The organism is Caulobacter sp. GSs2, assembly GCF_058680895.1.
Window position 1 is genome coordinate 2023447 of the sequence record NZ_CM178725.1, and the last position, 18399, is coordinate 2041845.

At 67.0% G+C, this 18399-nt stretch carries 17 protein-coding genes and 1 pseudogene; 11 read left to right on the forward strand and 7 right to left on the reverse strand.

Going from position 1 to position 18399, the window contains the following annotated elements; translation table 11 throughout:
• Positions 1–37: 37 nt before the first annotated feature.
• Entirely contained in the window at positions 38–430 is a 393-nt protein-coding gene (locus ACW17Z_RS09880) for a hotdog family protein (protein WP_419319552.1), read from the forward strand.
• Between the two features lie 185 nt (positions 431–615).
• Here ACW17Z_RS09880 and ACW17Z_RS09885 read toward each other — a convergent pair whose 3' ends face one another.
• Genes ACW17Z_RS09885 through ACW17Z_RS09900 form a run of 4 tightly spaced genes read right to left on the reverse strand, consistent with a single transcriptional unit; the run spans position 616 to position 3843 of the window.
• Positions 616–1872 carry a TolC family outer membrane protein gene (locus ACW17Z_RS09885; protein WP_492055868.1) on the reverse strand — a complete coding sequence of 419 codons (1257 nt, stop codon included), beginning with the start codon at positions 1870–1872 and terminating at the stop codon, positions 616–618.
• 5 nt (positions 1873–1877) lie between these two features.
• Positions 1878–2081, reverse strand: a complete 204-nt coding sequence (locus ACW17Z_RS09890) for a YgaP family membrane protein (protein WP_419319550.1) — start codon at positions 2079–2081, stop codon at positions 1878–1880.
• 20 nt (positions 2082–2101) lie between these two features.
• On the reverse strand, positions 2102–2545 hold the full coding sequence (locus tag ACW17Z_RS09895; RefSeq protein ID WP_419319549.1) for a thioredoxin domain-containing protein: 444 nt from the start codon (positions 2543–2545) through the stop codon (positions 2102–2104).
• A gap of 17 nt (positions 2546–2562) precedes the next feature.
• A complete protein-coding gene (locus ACW17Z_RS09900; protein ID WP_419319548.1) occupies positions 2563–3843 on the reverse strand; it encodes an NAD(P)/FAD-dependent oxidoreductase in 1281 nt (426 codons plus the stop codon).
• A 156-nt stretch (positions 3844–3999) separates the two neighbouring features.
• Between ACW17Z_RS09900 and ACW17Z_RS09905 the strand changes: the two genes are divergently transcribed.
• From ACW17Z_RS09905 to ACW17Z_RS09930, 6 genes are all read left to right on the forward strand, one after another.
• The gene (locus ACW17Z_RS09905; protein WP_419319547.1) at positions 4000–4332 is read left to right on the forward strand and encodes an ArsR/SmtB family transcription factor; all 333 of its coding nucleotides are present in this window, start codon (positions 4000–4002) and stop codon (positions 4330–4332) included.
• The gene (locus ACW17Z_RS09910) at positions 4332–4658 is read left to right on the forward strand and encodes a rhodanese-like domain-containing protein (RefSeq protein ID WP_419319546.1); all 327 of its coding nucleotides are present in this window, start codon (positions 4332–4334) and stop codon (positions 4656–4658) included. The genes ACW17Z_RS09905 and ACW17Z_RS09910 overlap by 1 nt, the downstream gene beginning before the upstream one ends.
• Before the next feature lie 38 nt (positions 4659–4696).
• Entirely contained in the window at positions 4697–5731 is a 1035-nt protein-coding gene (locus ACW17Z_RS09915; protein ID WP_492055869.1) for an efflux RND transporter periplasmic adaptor subunit, read from the forward strand.
• Complete coding sequence (locus ACW17Z_RS09920) at positions 5728–8943, forward strand: efflux RND transporter permease subunit (protein WP_492055870.1); 3216 nt, start codon at positions 5728–5730, stop codon at positions 8941–8943. Before ACW17Z_RS09915 ends, ACW17Z_RS09920 begins: the two co-directional genes overlap by 4 nt.
• Positions 8944–9076: 133 nt before the next feature.
• Positions 9077–9412 carry an ArsR/SmtB family transcription factor gene (locus ACW17Z_RS09925; protein ID WP_419319543.1) on the forward strand — a complete coding sequence of 112 codons (336 nt, stop codon included), beginning with the start codon at positions 9077–9079 and terminating at the stop codon, positions 9410–9412.
• Positions 9413–9461: 49 nt separating this feature from the next.
• Entirely contained in the window at positions 9462–9908 is a 447-nt protein-coding gene (locus ACW17Z_RS09930) for a DoxX family protein (RefSeq protein ID WP_492055871.1), read from the forward strand.
• Between the two features lie 124 nt (positions 9909–10032).
• Here the strand turns inward: ACW17Z_RS09930 and ACW17Z_RS09935 are convergent, their stop codons facing one another.
• The gene (locus tag ACW17Z_RS09935; protein WP_492055872.1) at positions 10033–10806 is read right to left on the reverse strand and encodes a sulfite exporter TauE/SafE family protein; all 774 of its coding nucleotides are present in this window, start codon (positions 10804–10806) and stop codon (positions 10033–10035) included.
• Positions 10807–10887: 81 nt separating this feature from the next.
• Here ACW17Z_RS09935 and ACW17Z_RS09940 point away from each other — a divergent pair, with 81 nt between their 5' ends.
• On the forward strand, positions 10888–11832 hold the full coding sequence (locus ACW17Z_RS09940; RefSeq protein ID WP_492055873.1) for an MBL fold metallo-hydrolase: 945 nt from the start codon (positions 10888–10890) through the stop codon (positions 11830–11832).
• Here the strand turns inward: ACW17Z_RS09940 and ACW17Z_RS09945 are convergent.
• Together ACW17Z_RS09945 and ACW17Z_RS09950 are read right to left on the reverse strand one after the other, a co-directional pair.
• A pseudogene (locus ACW17Z_RS09945) lies at positions 11819–12403 on the reverse strand (site-specific integrase). The gene ACW17Z_RS09940 and the pseudogene ACW17Z_RS09945 overlap by 14 nt on opposite strands.
• 163 nt (positions 12404–12566) lie before the next feature.
• On the reverse strand, positions 12567–14663 hold the full coding sequence (locus ACW17Z_RS09950; RefSeq protein WP_492055874.1) for a TonB-dependent siderophore receptor: 2097 nt from the start codon (positions 14661–14663) through the stop codon (positions 12567–12569).
• 146 nt (positions 14664–14809) lie between these two features.
• Here ACW17Z_RS09950 and ACW17Z_RS09955 point away from each other — a divergent pair, with 146 nt between their 5' ends.
• The 3 genes from ACW17Z_RS09955 to ACW17Z_RS09965 are packed head-to-tail and all read left to right on the forward strand — an operon-like array spanning position 14810 to position 18347.
• Positions 14810–15553: an ABC transporter ATP-binding protein gene (locus ACW17Z_RS09955; protein WP_492055875.1), complete on the forward strand. Its 744-nt coding sequence runs from the start codon at positions 14810–14812 to the stop codon at positions 15551–15553.
• A 2-nt stretch (positions 15554–15555) separates the two neighbouring features.
• Complete coding sequence (locus tag ACW17Z_RS09960; protein ID WP_492055876.1) at positions 15556–16986, forward strand: ABC transporter permease; 1431 nt, start codon at positions 15556–15558, stop codon at positions 16984–16986.
• On the forward strand, positions 16983–18347 hold the full coding sequence (locus tag ACW17Z_RS09965; RefSeq protein ID WP_492055877.1) for a DUF3526 domain-containing protein: 1365 nt from the start codon (positions 16983–16985) through the stop codon (positions 18345–18347). The genes ACW17Z_RS09960 and ACW17Z_RS09965 overlap by 4 nt, the downstream gene beginning before the upstream one ends.
• Positions 18348–18399: the final 52 nt, after the last annotated feature.

Genomic DNA, 18399 nt, shown 5'->3' on the forward strand with positions numbered 1-18399 from the left:
TGGACAGTTGATGACGATTCAAAGTGAGACTTCAGACATGCCCGCCGCGTTCGACGATATCGAGATTGGTCAGGTCGTGTCCCTGGGCACGCGCGCCGTGGAGGGCAAGGCGCTGGAGGCCTTCATCGCCGCCTTCGCCCCCGGCTGGCCGCCCGAGAACGGCGCCCCCGACGTGATGGTGTTCGCCATCTGGTCGCGGCTGGACGCCGAGGCCGCCGCCGCCTGGCCCCAGACCAAGCGCCTGGGCGTCGACGCCCTGCGCTGGATGCGCAACCCGCCGGTTGGCGAACTGCTGCGCGGCCGCATGACGGTGATGGGCAAGGACCCGGTCGGCGAAGGCAAGGGCATGATCATCGCCCAGCACGACCTGCTGGATGAGGCGGGGCGGCTGGTGTTTTCGTGCCTGACTCGCAGCATTTTCGCGCGGTAAGGCGGCGGGTGGCCACAATTCCGGCGTCGCGCAGCCGCGCCAGATGTTGCGACCGCGCCGACGGCGAGAGCAGCAAACGAGCCTGAGTATCGCTGACCTACAGAGCTCCGTCGCTCAGGGCGTGGAGAACCCGAAAGCGATGGCTATTGGCCAGAGCCCGCAGGACATCGCCGGGCGTGGCCGGTTCATTGGCCATGCAGCAGCGCGTCGAGCCGATAGGACGAGACCGTCACCTCGCCGCGCGCCGCCACCAGGGCGCTTTGCGCGGCCAGGGCTTCGCGTTCGGCGTCGAGCAGATCCAGGACGGGCTTTTGGCCCACCCGCACTTCATTGCGCACGCTGTCCAGCGCGCTGGTCGCGGCGCTGGCCTGGTCGGTAGCGGCCAGCATCACGGCCCGCGCGGTGGCGACATCGCCCCAGGCGCCGATCACGGCCTCCCGCACCTGAGCCTGCGCTGACTTCAGGCCCGCCTGAGCGGCGCGAAGCGCTGCCCCTGCCTCATCAACGCGGCCGCTTACAGCACCGCCCGAAAACAGGGTCCATCGTCCTTGCACACCGACCATGACACCATCGGCGCTGTAGCCTGGAAAGAACTGGTCGCGCGCTGTGCTGGCGGTGGCGGTCAAGGCGAGGTTCGGCAGTCGGTCGGCCTTGGCATAGCGAACGCCGGCCTGCGCCGCGCGTTCGGCCGCCCCGGCGGCCAAAAGCATGGGGCTCGATTGAGACGCCGTAGCGATGGCCTCATCGAGCGACGCAGGCGTCGCGGGGGGCGCGACCACGGCCTCAAGCCCGTTCGGTTCCGCTCCGACCACGGAGACGAAATGTGCTCGGCTCCTGGCCAGTTGACCTTCGGCACGGGCCAAGCCCGCGCGGCTCTCTGCCTGGCGGGCCATGGCCTGGTCGAGATCAGTGCGAGGTATCTCTCCGCCCTTGAAGCGCAATTGCGCCTGGCTGGTGATGGCCTCCATCTGGGCGAGCTGGGCCCGGCTCAAGGCCACCATGTCCTGGGCGCTAAGCACCCCGACATAGGATGACGCAACCTCGGCGCTGAGCGCAGCCGTTGCACCGCCGACCTGAGCGAGGGCTGCCGCCTTACCCTCTGCAGCCTGAGCGATAGCGGCGCTGACGCCACCGCCTGAGAACAGGGGCTGGCGGAGTTGCAGCGACGCCGCGCGGGGCGAGACATCGCTCTGGCCAAAGCCGAAGAAGCCACCAAGATCGGTCGTTCCGCTTGCGCTCTCACCCGACAGGGTGAGGCTAGGCAGACGGCCGGAGCGCGCCTGGGCCAGCCGGGCGTTGGCCGCGTCCGACTGGGCCTGCACCTGGGCAAGACCTGGATTGGCGCGCCGCGCCAGGGCGATGGCCTCGGGCAAGGTCATGGCCGACGCGCCCAAGGGCGCGGCGACACTGGCCAGCAAGAACAGGGCTAGGACGGCGCGCATCGAGTTCACTGGAACGCGACGCCCGGCTTGACGCCGAGTTTCTTGAAGATCATCGCGGCCGGGCAAAAGCCGGTGAAGGCCGCCTGGATCATGTTGAGGCCTGCAAAGATCGACAGGCCGATCCACCAGGGGTGAACAAACTGGGCCAGGCCGACGCCCACCAGGACGACAAAGCCGGCAAAAGCCAGAACCATACGATCGACAGTCATGATCAATCTCCTCAAGCGGCTCAGGCGCTTGCCTGGGCCAGAGCCTGGTGCGTCCAGGCGACGATTTGAGCCGCGCTCATCAGCCCGGCGGATCGGGCGATGACGGCGCCGTCCCGATAGAGCAGCAGCGCCGGAATGCCCGAGACGCCCAACGCCCCGGCGGCCTGCGGCTCGGCTTCGGAATTGAGCTTCAAGAGCCGTACGTCCGGCTCGAGCCGCGCGGCTGCAGCAGCAAACTGAGGGGCCATGGACCGGCAGGGTCCGCACCACGGGGCCCAGACATCGACGAGAACAGCGACGCCGCGGGTCTTGCCGGCGTGGGCGGCCAGTTGCGCGCCGCTCACCTCGGTCGGAGCGCCGGAGAACAGGCGCTCGCCGCAGCGGCCGCACTTGGCCGCCAGGGCGTTCCGGCTTTCGGGCGCGCGATTGGTGGCGCCACAGGCGGGACAAACAAGCTGCCGCATCACACTGCCTTTCGCCCTCAGGGCTTGATCTTGTGGATACCCATGACGTCCAGGGCGAGCTTCTCGTAGAAGGGCTCGCTCTCGCCGCGCTTGACCTTGGCCAGGAAGTATTTCTCGAACCCGACCTTGGCCAGGTGGACCCACTTGCCGCTGGCCGACCAGTTGACGTTGCGTGGCGGAATCTGGGGCTGGGCGATGAACACCACGCCGCCGTCGCCGAAATCGGCCAGGCAGATGGCGTTCCAGGTTGCCTCATGGGTGGCGGGCTGGCCGCTGAGGATCTCTTTGAAGTTCTGGGCGATGGCCGTGACCATGCTCTCGATCATGAAGCCGGTCTTGGGCACGCCCACCGGCACCGGGGTCTTGCCCGTCGGAGCGATGGCGACGCAGACCCCCAGGGCCATGATGTTCTGGTAGGTCGGATTGCGTTGGTGTTTGTCAACCAGGATGAAGCCGCGCGGATTGGTCAAACCGCTGATCCCATGAACCGCTGCCACGCCCCGGAAGGCCGGCAGCATCATCGAATAGGAGAACGGCAGGTCGTGGGTCGCCTTGACGGCGCCGTCGTCGGCGATCTCTTCAACGTGCATCAGTCCGGCTTCCACCGAAGTAACCTTGGCGTTGGTGATCCACTTGATGTGCCGTTGGCGCATCTCGCTTTCCAGCAGGCCCTTGGTGTCGCCCACCCCGTCCAGGCCCAGATGGCCGACATAGGGCTCGGAGGTAACAAAGGTCATGGGCACGCGGTCGCGCACCTTGCGGCGGCGCAGTTCGGTGTCGAGGATCAGAGCGAACTCATAGGCCGGACCAAAGCAGGACGCGCCCTGCACCGCGCCGACCACGATCGGGCCGGGGTTTTCCACAAAGCGGTCGAAGGCGGTCGCCGCCGTTTCGGCGTGATCGACGTGGCAGATCGACTGCGTGAAGCCGCCGTGCGGGCCAAGGCCGGGGATCTCGTCAAAGGCCAGCTCCGGCCCGGTGGCGATCACCAGATAGTCGTAGTCGAGCAGCATGCCATCGGAGAGTTCCAACTGGTTGCGTTCGGGCATGACCTTGGCTGCGCCAATGCCCCGGAAAGCGATGCCCTTCTTCTTGAACACGGGCGGCAGCTTGACCTCGATGGCCTCACGCTTGCGCCAGTGAACAGCGACCCAAGGGTTTGAGGGTACGAAGTGGAAGGTGTCGCCCTGCGAGACCACCTCGACCACGGCCTTATCGCCCACGGCCTGCTTGATCTCGAAGGCGGCGATGGCGCCGCCCAGTCCGGCGCCCAGAATGACGATGCGCGGCTTGGCCATGATCCCGTTTCCTCTCACGCCGTGGTTCGGAGCCGAGACTGGGCTCGTTCCGCGTGGCTAACTTTGATCAGGATCACGTTTGAGCCCGAGCGGTCGGGATAGCGTCACCCTATCGATGGCTTGACTAGATATTCGTAAAGTCGCATATACGCAACTATGAATTTTGATCCTGCCGCCCTCAAGGCTTCCGCGGACGACGCCTGCGCCCTGCTCAAGGCGCTGGCCAATCCGCATCGGCTGATGATCGTCTGCGCGCTGGTCGACGGCGAGCAGTCGGTGGGCGCGCTCGCCCAGGGCCTGGGCGTTCGCGAGACCCTGGCCTCGCAGCATCTGGGCCTGTTGCGCCGCGACGGCGTGGTGGCCGCGAGGCGCGATGGACAGACCATTTACTACGGCCTTCGCAGCGGTCAGGCCCGCGCGCTGGTCGAGACCTTGTCCCGTCTGTTCTGCGCGGTCCCAGGACCCGCCCCTTTCAAGGAGACCCACTGATGTTCGGATCCCCCAAGACCAAAGACCTCACCGCCCATCAGGTGAAGACCGCTCTCGACGCCCAGGAGATCCTGCTGGTCGATGTGCGCGAGCCGGCCGAGTTCGCCGCCGAGCGCATTCCTGGCGCGGTCAATGTTCCGCTCTCCAGTTTCGACCCCAAGGCCCTCCCGGACGCCGGCGACAAGTCGGTGGTGTTCAGCTGCGGTTCGGGCAAGCGGTCGGCGACCGCCCTGGGCCACTGCCAGAAGGCCGGACACGCGCTGGATACCCACCTGACCGGCGGGATCATGGCCTGGAAGGCCGCCGGCCTGCCGACCGTCCGCTAGTCGACAAGCACAAGACCAAAAGCCCTGGAGGGGACGCCATGACGGCACGGCCATATCTGATCAGCGCCTTGGGGGCCGCCTTGCTGCTCAGTGCCTGCGGCGAACCCAAGGAGGCCGCGGCGCCGGCGGTCAAAATGGCTCCGGCGACGAACCGTCTGACAATCCGCGCCCAGGTCGTGTCCGACATCAAGCCGGTTCCCGCGACCCTGACCACGCGCGACATGGCCGAGGCCCGGGCGAGGATTTCCGGAACCCTGGTGGCTTTGAGCGTCAAGGAAGGCGACCTCGTGCGGCAGGGCCAGATGATTGGTCGGATCAGGGATGATCGGCTGACCCTGCAAACCGGGGCGTTCGACGCCCAGGTCGCCGCAGCCGCCGCCGAGGCGGCCCGCGCTCAGGCGGATCTGGCCCGCACCCGCGACCTCTTCTCGCATGGCGTCTACGCCCAGGCGCGCCTGGATCAGGTCGAGGCCCAGGCCAAGGCCGCAAACGCTAATCTGTCAGCGGCCCGCGCCCAGCGTGGGGCCAGCGCCGAGCTGGGCGCCCAAGGCGCTATCCTGGCCCCGGCCACCGGTCGGGTCCTGGTGGCCGACGTCCCCGTGGGCTCGGTGGTGATGCCCGGCCAGTCGATCGCCAGGATCACGGCCGGCCCGCTGGTCGTGCGCATCGAACTGCCGGAAGGCCAGGCGCGCGCCCTCAAGGTCGGAGATTTCGTCGACCTGGCGGCCGAGGACCTGCGCGGCACGGCCGCGCGCGGAACCATCAGCCAGATCTATCCGTCGATCAACGGCGGCCAGGTCACCGCCGACGTCACGGCTCCCAACCTGCCCGGCGACCTGATCGGCCAGCGCGTGCGCGCCGCCGTCAGGATCGGCGAGCGCCAGGCGATCGTCATTCCACGGCGCTATGTCGCCACGCGCTTTGGCGTCGACTATGCCCGGTTGGTCGGAGCCGATGGCGCGATCTCGGAATCCCCGATCCAGACCCGCGCGAGCGTCACGGCGGACACAGTCGAAGTTCTGTCAGGCCTGCGCCTTGGCGACATCCTGACCCCGGCGGAGGCCGCCCGATGAACCTGGGTCTTTCGGGTCGCCTGACCAAGGCGTCGATCAAGTCACCCCTGACGCCGCTGATCCTGCTGGCGGCGATCGCCGTAGGCCTGCTGGCGCTGATCTCGATCCCCCGCGAGGAGGAACCGCAGATCAGCGTGCCCATGGTCGACATCATGGTCGCCGCGCCGGGTCTGCGCGCGCCAGACGCCATCGAACTGGTCGGCAAGCCGCTGGAGGCCATCGTCAAGAGCGTCGCCGAGGTCGAGCACGTCTATACCTTCGCCGACGACAATCAGGTGATGGTCACGGCCCGTTTCAAGGTCGGGGTCGATCCCGACGCGGCGGCTGTGCGCATCCACGAGAAGGTCCGCGCCAACTATGACCGCATCCCGGCAGGCATCGCCGAACCCCTGATCCAGACGCGGGGTATCAATGACGTGCCGAGCCTCGTCCTGACGCTGTCGCCCAGGCCGGGCGCGGCGGGCCAATGGACCGATCAGGCGCTGTATGAGCTGGCGGGCAAGCTGCGCACCGAGGTTGCCAAGGTCGATGATGTGGGCCTGACCTTCATCGTCGGCGGCCGGCCCGAGGAGATCCGCGTCGCCCCCGATCCCGCGCGCCTGGCCCAGCACGGCGTGTCGCTGGCCGCCCTGATGGACACCGTGCGTCAGGCCACCCGCGCCTTTCCCGCCGGCCAGATTCGCGGCGGCGGCCAGGCGGTCGACGTCACGGCCGGCCGCAGCCTGACCAGCGCCATCGACATCGGCCTGCTGGCCCTGCCCTCGGCCGGCGGCCAGGCGGTCTATGTCCGCGATGTCGCCGATGTGGCCCAGGGCCCGCGTGAGGATCAGGCCCGCGCCTGGCGCTATGCCCGCGCAGACGGCGTCTGGAGCCAGGCCCCCGCCGTCAGCCTGGCCATCGCCAAGCGCAAGGGCGCCAACGCCGTCGTCGTCTCCCAGGCCGTCCTGACCCGCGTCGAGGCCCTGAAGGGCTCGCTGCTGCCTGACAGCCTGGATGTGGCGGTGACCCGCGACTACGGCGCGACCGCCAATGAAAAGGCCAATGAGCTGCTGTTCCACCTGGGTTTGGCCACCCTGTCGATCGTGGTTCTGATCGGTCTGGCCATCGGCTGGCGCGAGGCGGCGGTGACCGCCGTTGTCATCCCGACGACCATCCTGCTGACCCTCTTCGCCTCCAACCTGATGGGTTACACGATCAACCGGGTCAGCCTGTTCGCCCTGATCTTCTCGATTGGCATCCTGGTCGACGACGCCATCGTCATGATCGAGAATATCGCCCGCCACTGGGCCATGAACGATGGCCGCAGCCGGATCGACGCGGCGGTCGACGCCGTGGCCGAGGTGGGCAACCCTACCGTGGTCGCCACCCTGACGGTGGTTTCGGCCCTGCTGCCCATGCTGTTCGTCTCGGGCCTGATGGGGCCCTACATGGCCCCGATCCCCGTCAACGCCTCAGCGGCCATGGTGTTCTCGTTCTTCGTCGCCGTGGTCATCGCGCCCTGGCTGATGGTGCGCTTCGCCCGCAAGACCCTGGCCTCGGACGGCCACGGCGGAGGCCATGATGGCGAGGGCAAGCTGGGCGCGCTCTATCGCGGGGTCGCCGGCCGGGTGATCGCCACGCGCAGGAGCGCCTGGACCTTCCTGATCGCCGTGGGCCTGGCCACTGTGCTGGCCGGCGCCATGTTCGCCACCAAGACCGTGACCGTCAAACTGCTGCCGTTCGACAACAAGTCCGAGCTGCAGGTGGTGCTGGACATGCCGGAGGGAACCTCGCTGGAGGCCACCGCCCGCGCCCTGTCTGACGCCGCCGTGATCACCCGCACCCTGCCCGAGGTGACGGCGATCGACGCCTATGCCGGAACCGCCTCGCCGTTCAATTTCAACGGTCTGGTCCGCCACTACTATCTGCGCAATCGCCCCGACCAGGGCGACCTGTCGGTGTCGCTGGCCGAAAAGGGCGAGCGCAAGCGCTCCAGCCACGTCATCGCCCTGGACCTGCGCGAACGGCTGGCCAGGGTGGCCCTGCCGGCCGGCGCGTCGATCAAGGTGGTCGAGGCCCCGCCCGGACCGCCAGTCATGGCCACCCTGCTGGCCGAGATCTATGGCCCTGACGCTGCGACCCGCCGCGCCGTGGCCGAGCGGGTCAAGGCCGCCTTCAAGGCCGTGCCCTATATTGTCGACATCGATGACAGCTACGGTCAGGCCCGCCCCGGCCTGCGCCTGGTTCCCGACCGCGACCGGCTGGAGGCCCTGAAGGTCGATGACCGGCAGGTGCTGGACTCGATCGGCGCAGCCTTCGGCGGACAGGTCGTGGGCTACGCCCATCGGGGCCAGGGCCGCGATCCGCTGGAAATCTCGGTGCGTCTGCCGCAGTCGGCGCGCAGCTGGGACGAGGGCCTGGCGGCCTTGCCCGTGGCCCAAAGTCAGGGCGGGCGCCTGGTCGCGCTGGGCGAGGTGGTCACCGCCACCCGGGAAGCCGGCTCGACCCACATCTTCCGCCGCGACGGCCGCGACGTCGACATGATCATGGCCGAACTGGCCGGCGCCTATGAGGCCCCGATCTACGGCATGATGGCGGTCGACAAGGCGATCAAGGCCGCCGACTGGGGCGATCTTCCCAAGCCCGACATCCGCATGAACGGCCAGCCGACCGATGAGAGCAAGCCGACCCTGCTGTGGGACGGCGAATGGGAGATCACCTGGGTGACCTTCCGCGACATGGGCGCGGCCTTCGGCGTGGCGATCCTGGGCATCTATGTGCTGGTCGTGGCCCAGTTCAAAAGCTTCCGCCTGCCGCTGGTGATCCTGACCCCGATCCCCCTGACCCTGGTGGGCATCGTCATTGGCCACATCCTGTTCAAGGCGCCGTTCAGCGCCACCTCGATGATCGGCTTCATCGCCCTGGCCGGGATCATCGTGCGCAACTCGATCCTGCTGGTCGACTTCATCCGCCACAGCCAGACCGGCGACCGACCGCTGCGCGAGGTGTTGCTGGAAGCCGGGGCCATACGCTTCAAGCCGATCGTTCTGACGGCCCTGGCCGCCATGATCGGCGCTGCGGTGATCCTGTTCGACCCGATCTTCCAGGGCCTGGCGATCTCGCTGCTGTTTGGTCTGGCCTCATCGACGGTGCTGACCGTGCTGGTGATTCCGGCCATCTATGTCGTGCTGCGCGATGACGATCGGCACACTGCCGCAGAAACGCCGAAATAGTTGAGCCTAACGTCCGCCTCGCCTCAAGCTCGACACTCGGCGGGCCGCCTTGGTCGCACGGTAGCAACGGCCGCGACATCAAGGCGCCATCGCTCAAGCTTGAACCTTCATGCGTATCTTCTACATTAGGCATATGAACAAACTTGCCTCCATAAGCCCTATTGACGATGTTCAGGAGCTGGCTGCCAGCGCCCACTCGGCGGCGCGGCTGCTCAAGCTTCTGGCCAGCGAGCAACGGCTGTTGATCCTTTGCCGTCTGATCGACGGCGAGGCTTCGGTCGGCGATCTGGCGATCCACGTCGGACTGGCCCAGTCGGCGACCTCGCAGCATCTCGCCAAGATGCGGGCCGAGGGCTTGGTGGCCACCCGGCGTGAGGCTCAGACCATCTTCTACCGACTGGACGATCCGGCCGCGATGCGCGTGCTGGAAACCCTTTGCGACGTTTACCGCGGCGAGGCCCGAGCCTGACCGTCAAGCGTCGTCACCGCCTGGTCGCATCGTCCAGGGGAGACCCAAAATGCTGACCGTGCTCAATGATGCCCTGCCCCGTCCGCGCTGGATGGCGCTATCGGCCGATCCTGTTTTTAGGGGGTTGGTCGGCCTGGCGGTCATCGGCGTGGGCGTCGGACACCTGGCCTCGGCAGGCGAGGGTGGCGGGCCGATCGCGGGGCTGACCGGCGCGAGCCTGGTTGTTTTGGGCGGAAGTCTCGCTGCGGGCCTGTGGACGCGACTTTCGGCGCTGCTGGTGTTGGTGATCTGGAGCGTGGCCACCCTACCCGACGCCGTGACGACAAGCCTCGCGTCCGGTTCCGCTGCGCCTCTGCTCGAAGGCCTCGCCATCCTGGGCGCGCTTTTTCTGATCTATGTGCGCGGTGGCGGTCAGATTTCCCTGGACGGGCTTAGGCGCAAGCGCTCCACGGCCATCAAGCCAAGTCCTCACGGTCGGACGATCTCCCGGCTTTGAGGTGCGAGGATACATCCAGTGTTCAAGGCCGGCGCCCTGAGAGCGCCTGCCGAGGGCTCTGCCGTTAGTCAAAACCCATCCGCCCCGGGTGCGGGCAACGCCAATCAAGGCCCGCGCCGAGACCTCAAGCCTGCATGGCTTTCCAGGCGACATAGACCGCGACGGTCAACACCAGGCCTGCAAACAGCCGCCGCGCCAGCACCGCGTGCGCCGCCAGTAGCCCCGCACCCCTGACGCCCACGGCGCCGCCCGCCAAGCCGCCTAGAACAAAAAGTCCCGCGACGGGCCAGTTGATCAGGCCCGAGGCGGCGTAGTTCAGCGAGGTCGCCGCTCCAAACAGCGACACCGACAGCAAGGACGAGGCCGTGGCGTTGGCCAGAGTCATCCCGGTCGCCGCCATCAATCCCGGCACGATCAGAAACCCGCCGCCGATCCCGAAGAAGCCTGCGGCCAGGCCGGTGAGCACGCCCAGCGGCGCCAGCTTCAGCATCAATGCGGGTGAAATGTGAACGAGGGGATCACCCTGAGACTTGGGTCGACGCATCATCGACAGCGCGATCGCCGCCATCGCGAAAGCGAACCACAGCAGCAGGCGCTGTCCCTCGACCGCCTTGGCCAGGCTCGAGCCGAGGAACGAGCCGATCAGCCCCGCGCCGGCGAAAACGGTCGCGCAAGGCCATTTGACGCGTCCGCCTCGGCCGTGGCCTATCAGGTTCATCCCCGCATTGACCGCGACTGCGGCGGCCGAGGTGCCGATGGCCACGTGGGGATCGTTGATGCCGACCACATAGAGCAAGAGTGGCGTAGCGAGCACCGACCCGCCACCGCCGAACAGGCCCAGCAGTGCGCCGACCAGCGCGCCGCTCATCAAGGCTGAAACGATCATGAACACGGACATGGCGGCCTACCCGATAGGACTTGTATATTCATATATTCGCATATAACTAGCTTGTCGATACCCAAGCCCCGAGAGTTTGTAATGCGCGAGCCGATCTCACCATCTGACGTCGCCGTGACCAAGGCGAAGTCGATCATCGAACAGGCGCTTGCCGCGCCCGCCTCAAGGCCCGAAGTGCAAGCCTTTTTCGACGAGGCGACGTTCACGGTCAGCTATGTCCTGCGTGATCCCAACTCATCGGCCTGCGCCGTTATCGACAGCGTCCTGGACTATGACGCCGCAGCCGGTCGGACCAGCGAGCGGTCGGCCGACGCCCTGATCGCCTATGTCAGGGACCAGGGGCTGGAGGTCGTCTGGCAAATGGAGACCCACGCCCATGCCGACCATCTGTCCGCCGCGCCCTATCTTCAAAGCGCTCTGGGCGGCCGCCTGGCGATCGGCGAGAAGATCGTTAGCGTTCAGGAGACATTTGGAAAGCTGTTCAACGCCGGCCAGGATTTCGCCCGCGACGGCCGACAGTTCGATCATCTGTTCCGGGACGGCGAGGTCTTTTCCATTGGCGGACTACAGGCCATTGCCCTGCATGTGCCCGGCCACACGCCGGCCTGCATGGCCTATGTCATTGGCGACGCCATCTTCGTGGGCGACACCCTGTTCATGCCCGACTATGGCACCGCGCGCTGCGACTTTCCCGGCGGCGATGCGGCGACGCTGTTTGCGTCAATCCAGCGCTTGCTAGCGCTTCCCGACGAGACGCGCGTCTTTCTGTGTCATGACTACAAAGCCCCCGGCCGAGATGCCTTTGCGTGGGAAACGACGATCGGCGACCAGCGCCGGAATAACATCCATGTCCACGAAGGTGTCAGCCAGGCACAGTTCGTCGCCCTCCGGGAAGCGCGTGACCGAACCCTCGACATGCCCAGGCTAATCTTGCCGTCCGTCCAGGTGAACATGCGCGCCGGCCACCTGCCGGACCCAGAAGCCAATGGTGTGCGGTATCTGAAGATCCCGCTCAACGCTGTTTGACGATCGCGATCGTCAGTCGCACGCGTTGTTCAACTCGTTCTCGTCGGCGACCGAGCCTGATGCATATAGCCAACCCGTCGACCTCGATGCCGAGGTAGCGAACGGCGCTCTCAAATTTCCGGTGACCGAGAAGAAGGTGGCAAGCTCGCAGGTTGCCTGTCTCCCTGCAGATCAGCGCCACCTTCGTTCGTCTGGGACTATCGGTCCCGTAACCCCGTGGTTCGAGCTCAATCATCGACACCCATTTGTCGACGAGGCGGGCATAGTGCCGCGTGCTCACGTGATCGCCAGGTCGGCCGCGACTCGGTGAAAAGCCAATCGTCCTGACGACGACCACGAACCTTGCGCCAGGCAGCCAGCGCACCTCGCATTGGCTCCGTGATTTCAAACGGGACCGGCTGACCCGTCTTCTGTTGGATCACTATGGCGCGGGTTCGGAGGGAGCCTCCCGGAGCTTGGCGTCGATCGCACAATGGAACATCGAGAGGTCGCGCACGCATCCGTTCGCTTTGAACTGCTGCCGGTTTCCCCAGATAGGTTTGGGCTTGAACGGCGGCTTGGGGCCGATGATGCGCGCGGTGTTCCAAGGGCGCTTGGGTGTAAGGAAGAGGTCAAATCGGGCCCTGTTCGCCGCCTGCGCGTTGGCTGTTCCTCTCCCTCCCTTCCACCACGATCCAGTCCGGAAGGTGGGGTGAACCGGCCTTCTCAGCGAGTTCACCCCGGCGGACGATGCGCTAGAAAGCCATCTTCACTCTGGCCGTGACCGTCCGGGGCGCACCGGGCGCGATCCAGAGGTTGCTGTACGAGCTTTCCAGATAGGAGGTGTCGAACAGGTTCTCGATATCCAGGGCGGCCCGAATTGACGGCGTGACCTGGACGCCCAGATTGACCCGGGCCGTCGTATAGTCCGGCAGCTTGAAGCCGCTGTTGGCATCGTCGCCAGCGCGTTCGCCCACGAAGGTCAGGCCGCCCCCGATGCTGATCGAACCGGGCTGGGTCGCGTTCGAAGCCCACGACGCATAGATCGCACCCGAATGCTTTGGCACATTGCTCAGAGACGACCCGGTCAGACCCGGGCGCGTGTCGCGGGTCACCTTGGCGTCGGTATAGGCGTACACGGCGGTGATCGAGAGCTTGTCGCTCAACGCCCAGGTTGCGTTGGCCTCGGCCCCCTCACTGCGCGCCTCGCCAACGGCGATCGAGAAGCCGCTGTTGGCCGGATCGTTGACCAGCGTGTTTTCCTTGTCGATGCGGAACACTGAAGCGGTCCCGGTCAGGGCGTCGTCCAGAAGGCGAACCTTCAGCCCGGCCTCGTAGGCCTCGCCCAGTTCAGGCGCGAAGGCGCGGCTGGCGGCATCGACGCCCTGATTGTAGCGGAAGGACTGCCCCCAGCTGGCGTAGAGCGACACGGCGTCGCTGGCGGTCCAGGTCACCGCCGCGCGGGGCGAGGTGCGTGAGGGCTTCTGCTGATCCAGGCGGCTGGTTCGGAAGTTGGTGTTGTTCTGTTCAATCCAGTCGTGGCGGACGCCTAGCATGACGGTCAGGCGGCCGATGGTCGCCAGATCCTGGACGTAAAGGCTCTTGCCGTTCAGTTCCTCAAGGATGTTCTGGTTCAGCGTCGCCGTCGGCTTGGCCTGGCCGTAGACCGGATTGTAGACGTCGATGGCGTAGGGGACCGCAGCGCTGGGGCTGAAGCGATAGAAGACCCGGGTCTGGTTGTAGTCGAAGGCGTCGAAGCCGATGCGCAGTTGATGATCGACGCCGGCGAGGGTGCGCTTCACGGCCAGTTCCAGGCGGCCTGAAGCGTCTTCCCAGCTATACGAATGGATACGCAATTGGCGGCGCAGGAGCGTGCCGACCAGGGCGCTGTTGTGGGTCGACTGGCCCTTGAACAGACCGTCGCGGTACTGAACCCCGCCTTCAAGCGAAATGCCCTCGGCCAGGTCGAGGAAGAACGAGGCCTGGTGCTGCAGGGTTTCCTGACGGATCTTGCCGTCATGGGGCTCGCCCAGGAACCGCGTCCGCGGCAGCGCCTTGCCGTTACCGCCGATGGCGACGAGGCCGCGATCGTGGACGAAGTGAACCTTGTTGGCCTCCAGCTGGTACAGAACCCGCAGCCGGTCGGTTGGCGCCCAGCTGAACGATGGGGCCAGAACAAGGCGGTCAGATCCGACATGATCGCGGAAGCCGTCCGTTTCCTGATAGGCCGCGACCAGGCGCGCGGCCGTCGTTGAGGTCAGCGGACCGTTGAGGTCAGCCACGCCGCGCCAGGTGTTGAAGCTGCCGTAGGACGCCTCGACGCTGGCGGCCGGATCCTGGCCGGGCGCCTTGGTCACGATGTTGATCGATCCGCCCGGCTCGCCCTTGCCCGACAGGGCCGAGGCCGGGCCCTTGAGCACCTGGAAGGCCTCGACCGTGGCCACGTCCCGGCGCGGATTGAACCCGCGGTTGGATACGAAGCGGTTTACCAGCAGGTCCGGGCCCTGGTTGATGTCTCCGGAGAACCCGCGAATGGCGTAGGCGTCCCAGGCGCCGCCGAAGCTGTTCTGGCGGGCCATGCCTCCGGCCAGATCGAAAAGGTCCGAAAGATTGGCCGCGCCGATCGTCTCGATCAGGGCCCTGTCCAGCACACGCACGTTTTGCGGCAGGGTCTTGGGATCGACGTCCAGGCCGTTGATGCTGGCGCTGGCGCGCCGGGCCGTGACCTTGACGTCCTCGACGACCGTGGCGCTTTCGGGGGGCTCGGCGGTCTCTGCGGCGTGCGCGCCTCCGCCCAGAGCCAACAGCGAGCAACCTGCTGCGAAAACCAGCTTCAAACGTTCAAGTTTCATCTTATCCCCGTCGCGCCAAGCGCACTGGCGCGTCCTCGCTCAATCGCGATTGACACGCAATGTAGGTGTTACGTTATAACGTCATATGCACTAACCGGCGGGACTGGCAAGAGGCTGGCGATGCACAACAAGGGATGGAGCAATCCTTGAGCAATCAGCGCGACGTGGTTCTGGAGGCCTGCGACCTTCGGCATCAGTACGGGGATAAGCCCGTTCTGCGGGGCCTGAACTTCAAGGTCGCCGCGGGCGAGATCTATGCGCTGCTGGGTGGCAATGGGGCCGGCAAGTCGACGACCTTGTCTGCGTTTCTTGGGCTGCTCCGCCCGACCGGCGGAACGGTCCGGGTGATGGATCGGGACGTGACCGAGTCGCCCGACGCCGCCCGCGCCCGGATTGCCTATGTGCCGGAGAATGTCGCGCTGTACGAACATCTGACGGCCCGCGAGAACCTGGCCTACTTCCTGGCGCTCGCCGGCGCCGACGACTCGGCGTCGAGCATCGAAGCCGCTCTCGAAGCGGCCGGGCTCGCGCCCGACGCACGCGGTCGGCGGGTGGGCGGCTTCTCCAAGGGGATGCGCCAGAAGACCGCCATCGGCCTGGCCATCGCCCGCCACGCGCCCGTTCTGCTGCTGGATGAACCGACGTCCGGTCTGGACCCCCGGGCGGCGGCGGACTTCAACCGCCTGCTCGATGCGGCCCGCGCGCGCGGCATGGGGATACTGATGGTCACCCACGATCTGTTGGGAGCAGCCGAGATCGCCGATCGCATCGGCTTCCTCGCCGATGGCCGGCTGGAGGCCGAGCTCACCGCCGAGGGTGAGGCGCGGTTCGATGTCCGGGCTCTGCACGCGCGCTATGTGCGCATCGGCCAGACGGACGCGGCTGCCTGACCATGCGCCGCGCCGTCATCGCCCGAATTGCACGCGAAGAGCTTCGCGCACTCGCCCGCAACCACGTCGCCGCGATCGCCTGCGCGATCCTGGCCCTGCTGATCGTCGCCTCGGTCGGCCTGGGTCTCGACCGGCGGGCCCACATCGAGGGCCTGCGCACCCACCATCAGGCCGCCAGCGACGCGGCGTTCAGGGCCCAGCCGGATCGCCATCCGCACCGGATGGTCCACTATGGCCAGTACGTCTTCCGTCCACTCTCCGCGCTGGCTTTCTTCGATCCTGGCGTCGACGCTTATACCGGATCCATGGTGTTCCTGGAGGGGCACCGCCAGAACAGCGCCAACTTCAGCGAGGCCCGCCAATCCTCGCTGCTGATGCGGTTCGGTGACCTCAGCCCCGCCTTTGTTCTTCAGGTCCTGGCGCCGCTGCTGATGGTCTTCCTGGCCCACGGCGCCATCGCGCGGGAACGCGAGAGCGGCCTCTTGCGCGTGCTGCTGGCTCAGGGTGTGCGCCCCGCCGAGATCATTCTCGGCAAGCTGGCGACCCACCTCGGACTAAGCCTGATGCTGCTGGCCCCCGCCGCCCTGGCTCTGGCGGGACTGGTCGCGGCCGGCCAGGCTCCGGCCGCCCCCGCCGGCGCCTTGCTGCTGGTCTATGCGCTGTACCTGGCCTTCTGGGCGACCCTGGCGGTCCTGGTCTCCAGCCTGTTCCGTCGCGGACGTGACGCCCTGGCCGCGCTGGTTTCGATCTGGATGGCCTTGACCATCGTTCTGCCGCGCGGCCTGCCGGAGCTGGCCGCTTTGCTGCATCCGCAGCCGACCCGGATCGAAACCGATGTGGCGATCCATCGCGACCTCAAGGCGATCGGCGACAGCCACAATCCGGATGATCCCTACTTCGCCGCCTACAAGGCCAGGATCTTGCGACAGTACAAGGTCTCGCGCGTCGAAGACCTGCCGGTGCAGTGGGCGGGTCTAGTCTCCTACGAAGGCGAGCGCCTGACCAGCGAGCTGTTTGACCGCTACGCCGACGCAGCCTTCGCCCGAGAGTCGGACCAGAATCGACTGGTCCGCGCCTTCAGCGTGGTCAGCCCGATGCTGGCTGTCCGCCAGGGCTCCTCGGCGCTCGCCGCGACCGATGTCGAGAGCCACAAGGATTTTCTCGATCAGGTCGAAGCGCATCGCTACGCCTTCGTCCAGGCGCTGAACCGCGTCCAGATCGAGACGATCCCCAACCAGAACGCCGGCCCTGATCCCCGCGTGTCCGCCGACACCTGGGCGGGCATGCCGACCTTCGTCTATCGCGCGCCCGATCCAGTGGCCCGCTCTGGGGGCGCGATCGGCGCGGCCCTCGCCATCCTGCTGGCCTGGCTGGCGGCCCTGGGCTTGGCGCTGCGCCAGATCGCGCGTCGCCCGCTGGAGTCCTTCCAATGAAACGCCTTCGCGCCGAACTGATCCTGCTGCTGCGGGCCAAGGTCTCCTGCGCCGCCCTTCTGGTGCTGCTGGCCGCGGCGACGCTTGCGGTCGCTGCGGGCCTCGCCGCCCAGCATCGCCAGGTCGCGACCATTGCCCGCGTCGCCACCGCCCATCAGGCCGACCTCGTCGGCGTGACCAAGACTTACGGCAAGCCTGACGGCGACGCGGGCAATGCGGCCTACTACACCTTCCATCTGACCGCCGATCCGCCCCAGCCGCTGGCCTTTGCCGCCCTCGGCCAGCGCGACCTGCAGCCGTTCGTGCTGCGCGTACGACTCCTGGGCCTTCAGGCGCAGTTGCATGAGACCGAGGCCTACAATCCCGAACTCGTGCTGCCGGGGCCTTTCGACTGGTCGTTTGTGCTGATCTATCTGTCGCCGCTGGTCTTGATCGCTCTGCTGCACGATCTGGTGTCAAGCGAACGCGAAGCCGGCCGACTGCGGCTGCTGGCCGCCACGCCGGGCGGCGTGAGCGGGGTGTGGGGCCGGCGTGCGAGCCTGCGCTGCGGTCTCGTCCTGGCGGCGCTGCTTCTGCCGCTCTGGGCCGGTGCGGCTGTGGCCGGAGCCTCTCCGGTCGGCGTCGCAATGCTCACCCTGGCGGCGGCGCTCTACGTCACCTTCTGGCTCGGCCTGTCCCTGCTGGTGGCCGCGATCGGCCGGCGATCGGCGACCAATGCGGCCAGCCTGATCGGGCTGTGGCTGGTGATGACGCTGCTGGGGCCGGCGCTCGGCGCGGTCGTCATCGCGCGCAATCACCCTGTCGGCCAGGGCATGGACCTGTCCCTGGCCCAGCGCGAGGCCGTGCACAGCGCCTGGGATATTCCAAAGGACGCGGTGATGACCCCCTTCAAGGCCAAGCATCCGGAATGGCGCGACACGCCGCCTGTGGTCGGCCGCTTTCACTGGAAGTGGTACTACGCCATGCACGAAATGGGCGACGACAGCGTCGCGGAGGCCTTCGACGCCTATCGCGCCAGCCTCAAGGCGCGCGCCCTATGGACTGATCGCCTCGGCTGGCTGCTGCCGGCCGCCGCGCTGCAATCGGCTGCGCACCGGCTCGCCGCCACCGACCTGGAGGCGCACCTCGCCTATCAAGACCGGGTCAGCGCGTTCCACCGCCGCCTGCAGGCATTCTACTATCCGTACATTTTCAGCGAGAGGCCGTTCACGAAACGGGACTTCGATCGCCTTCCGAAGTTCGCAGCGGACTCCGAACCAACGGAACTGCCGCGACAACCCTTCGCCGCCCTGGGCCTCGGCGCCTTGCTCAGCCTGGCCGCAGCGGCATGGGCGCTCCGGCGTACCCAGCTTGACGGCTGACCCCCTTCAAGCTGGGCCGGCCCGGCGTACACCAGCAGATCAGTTACGCAGA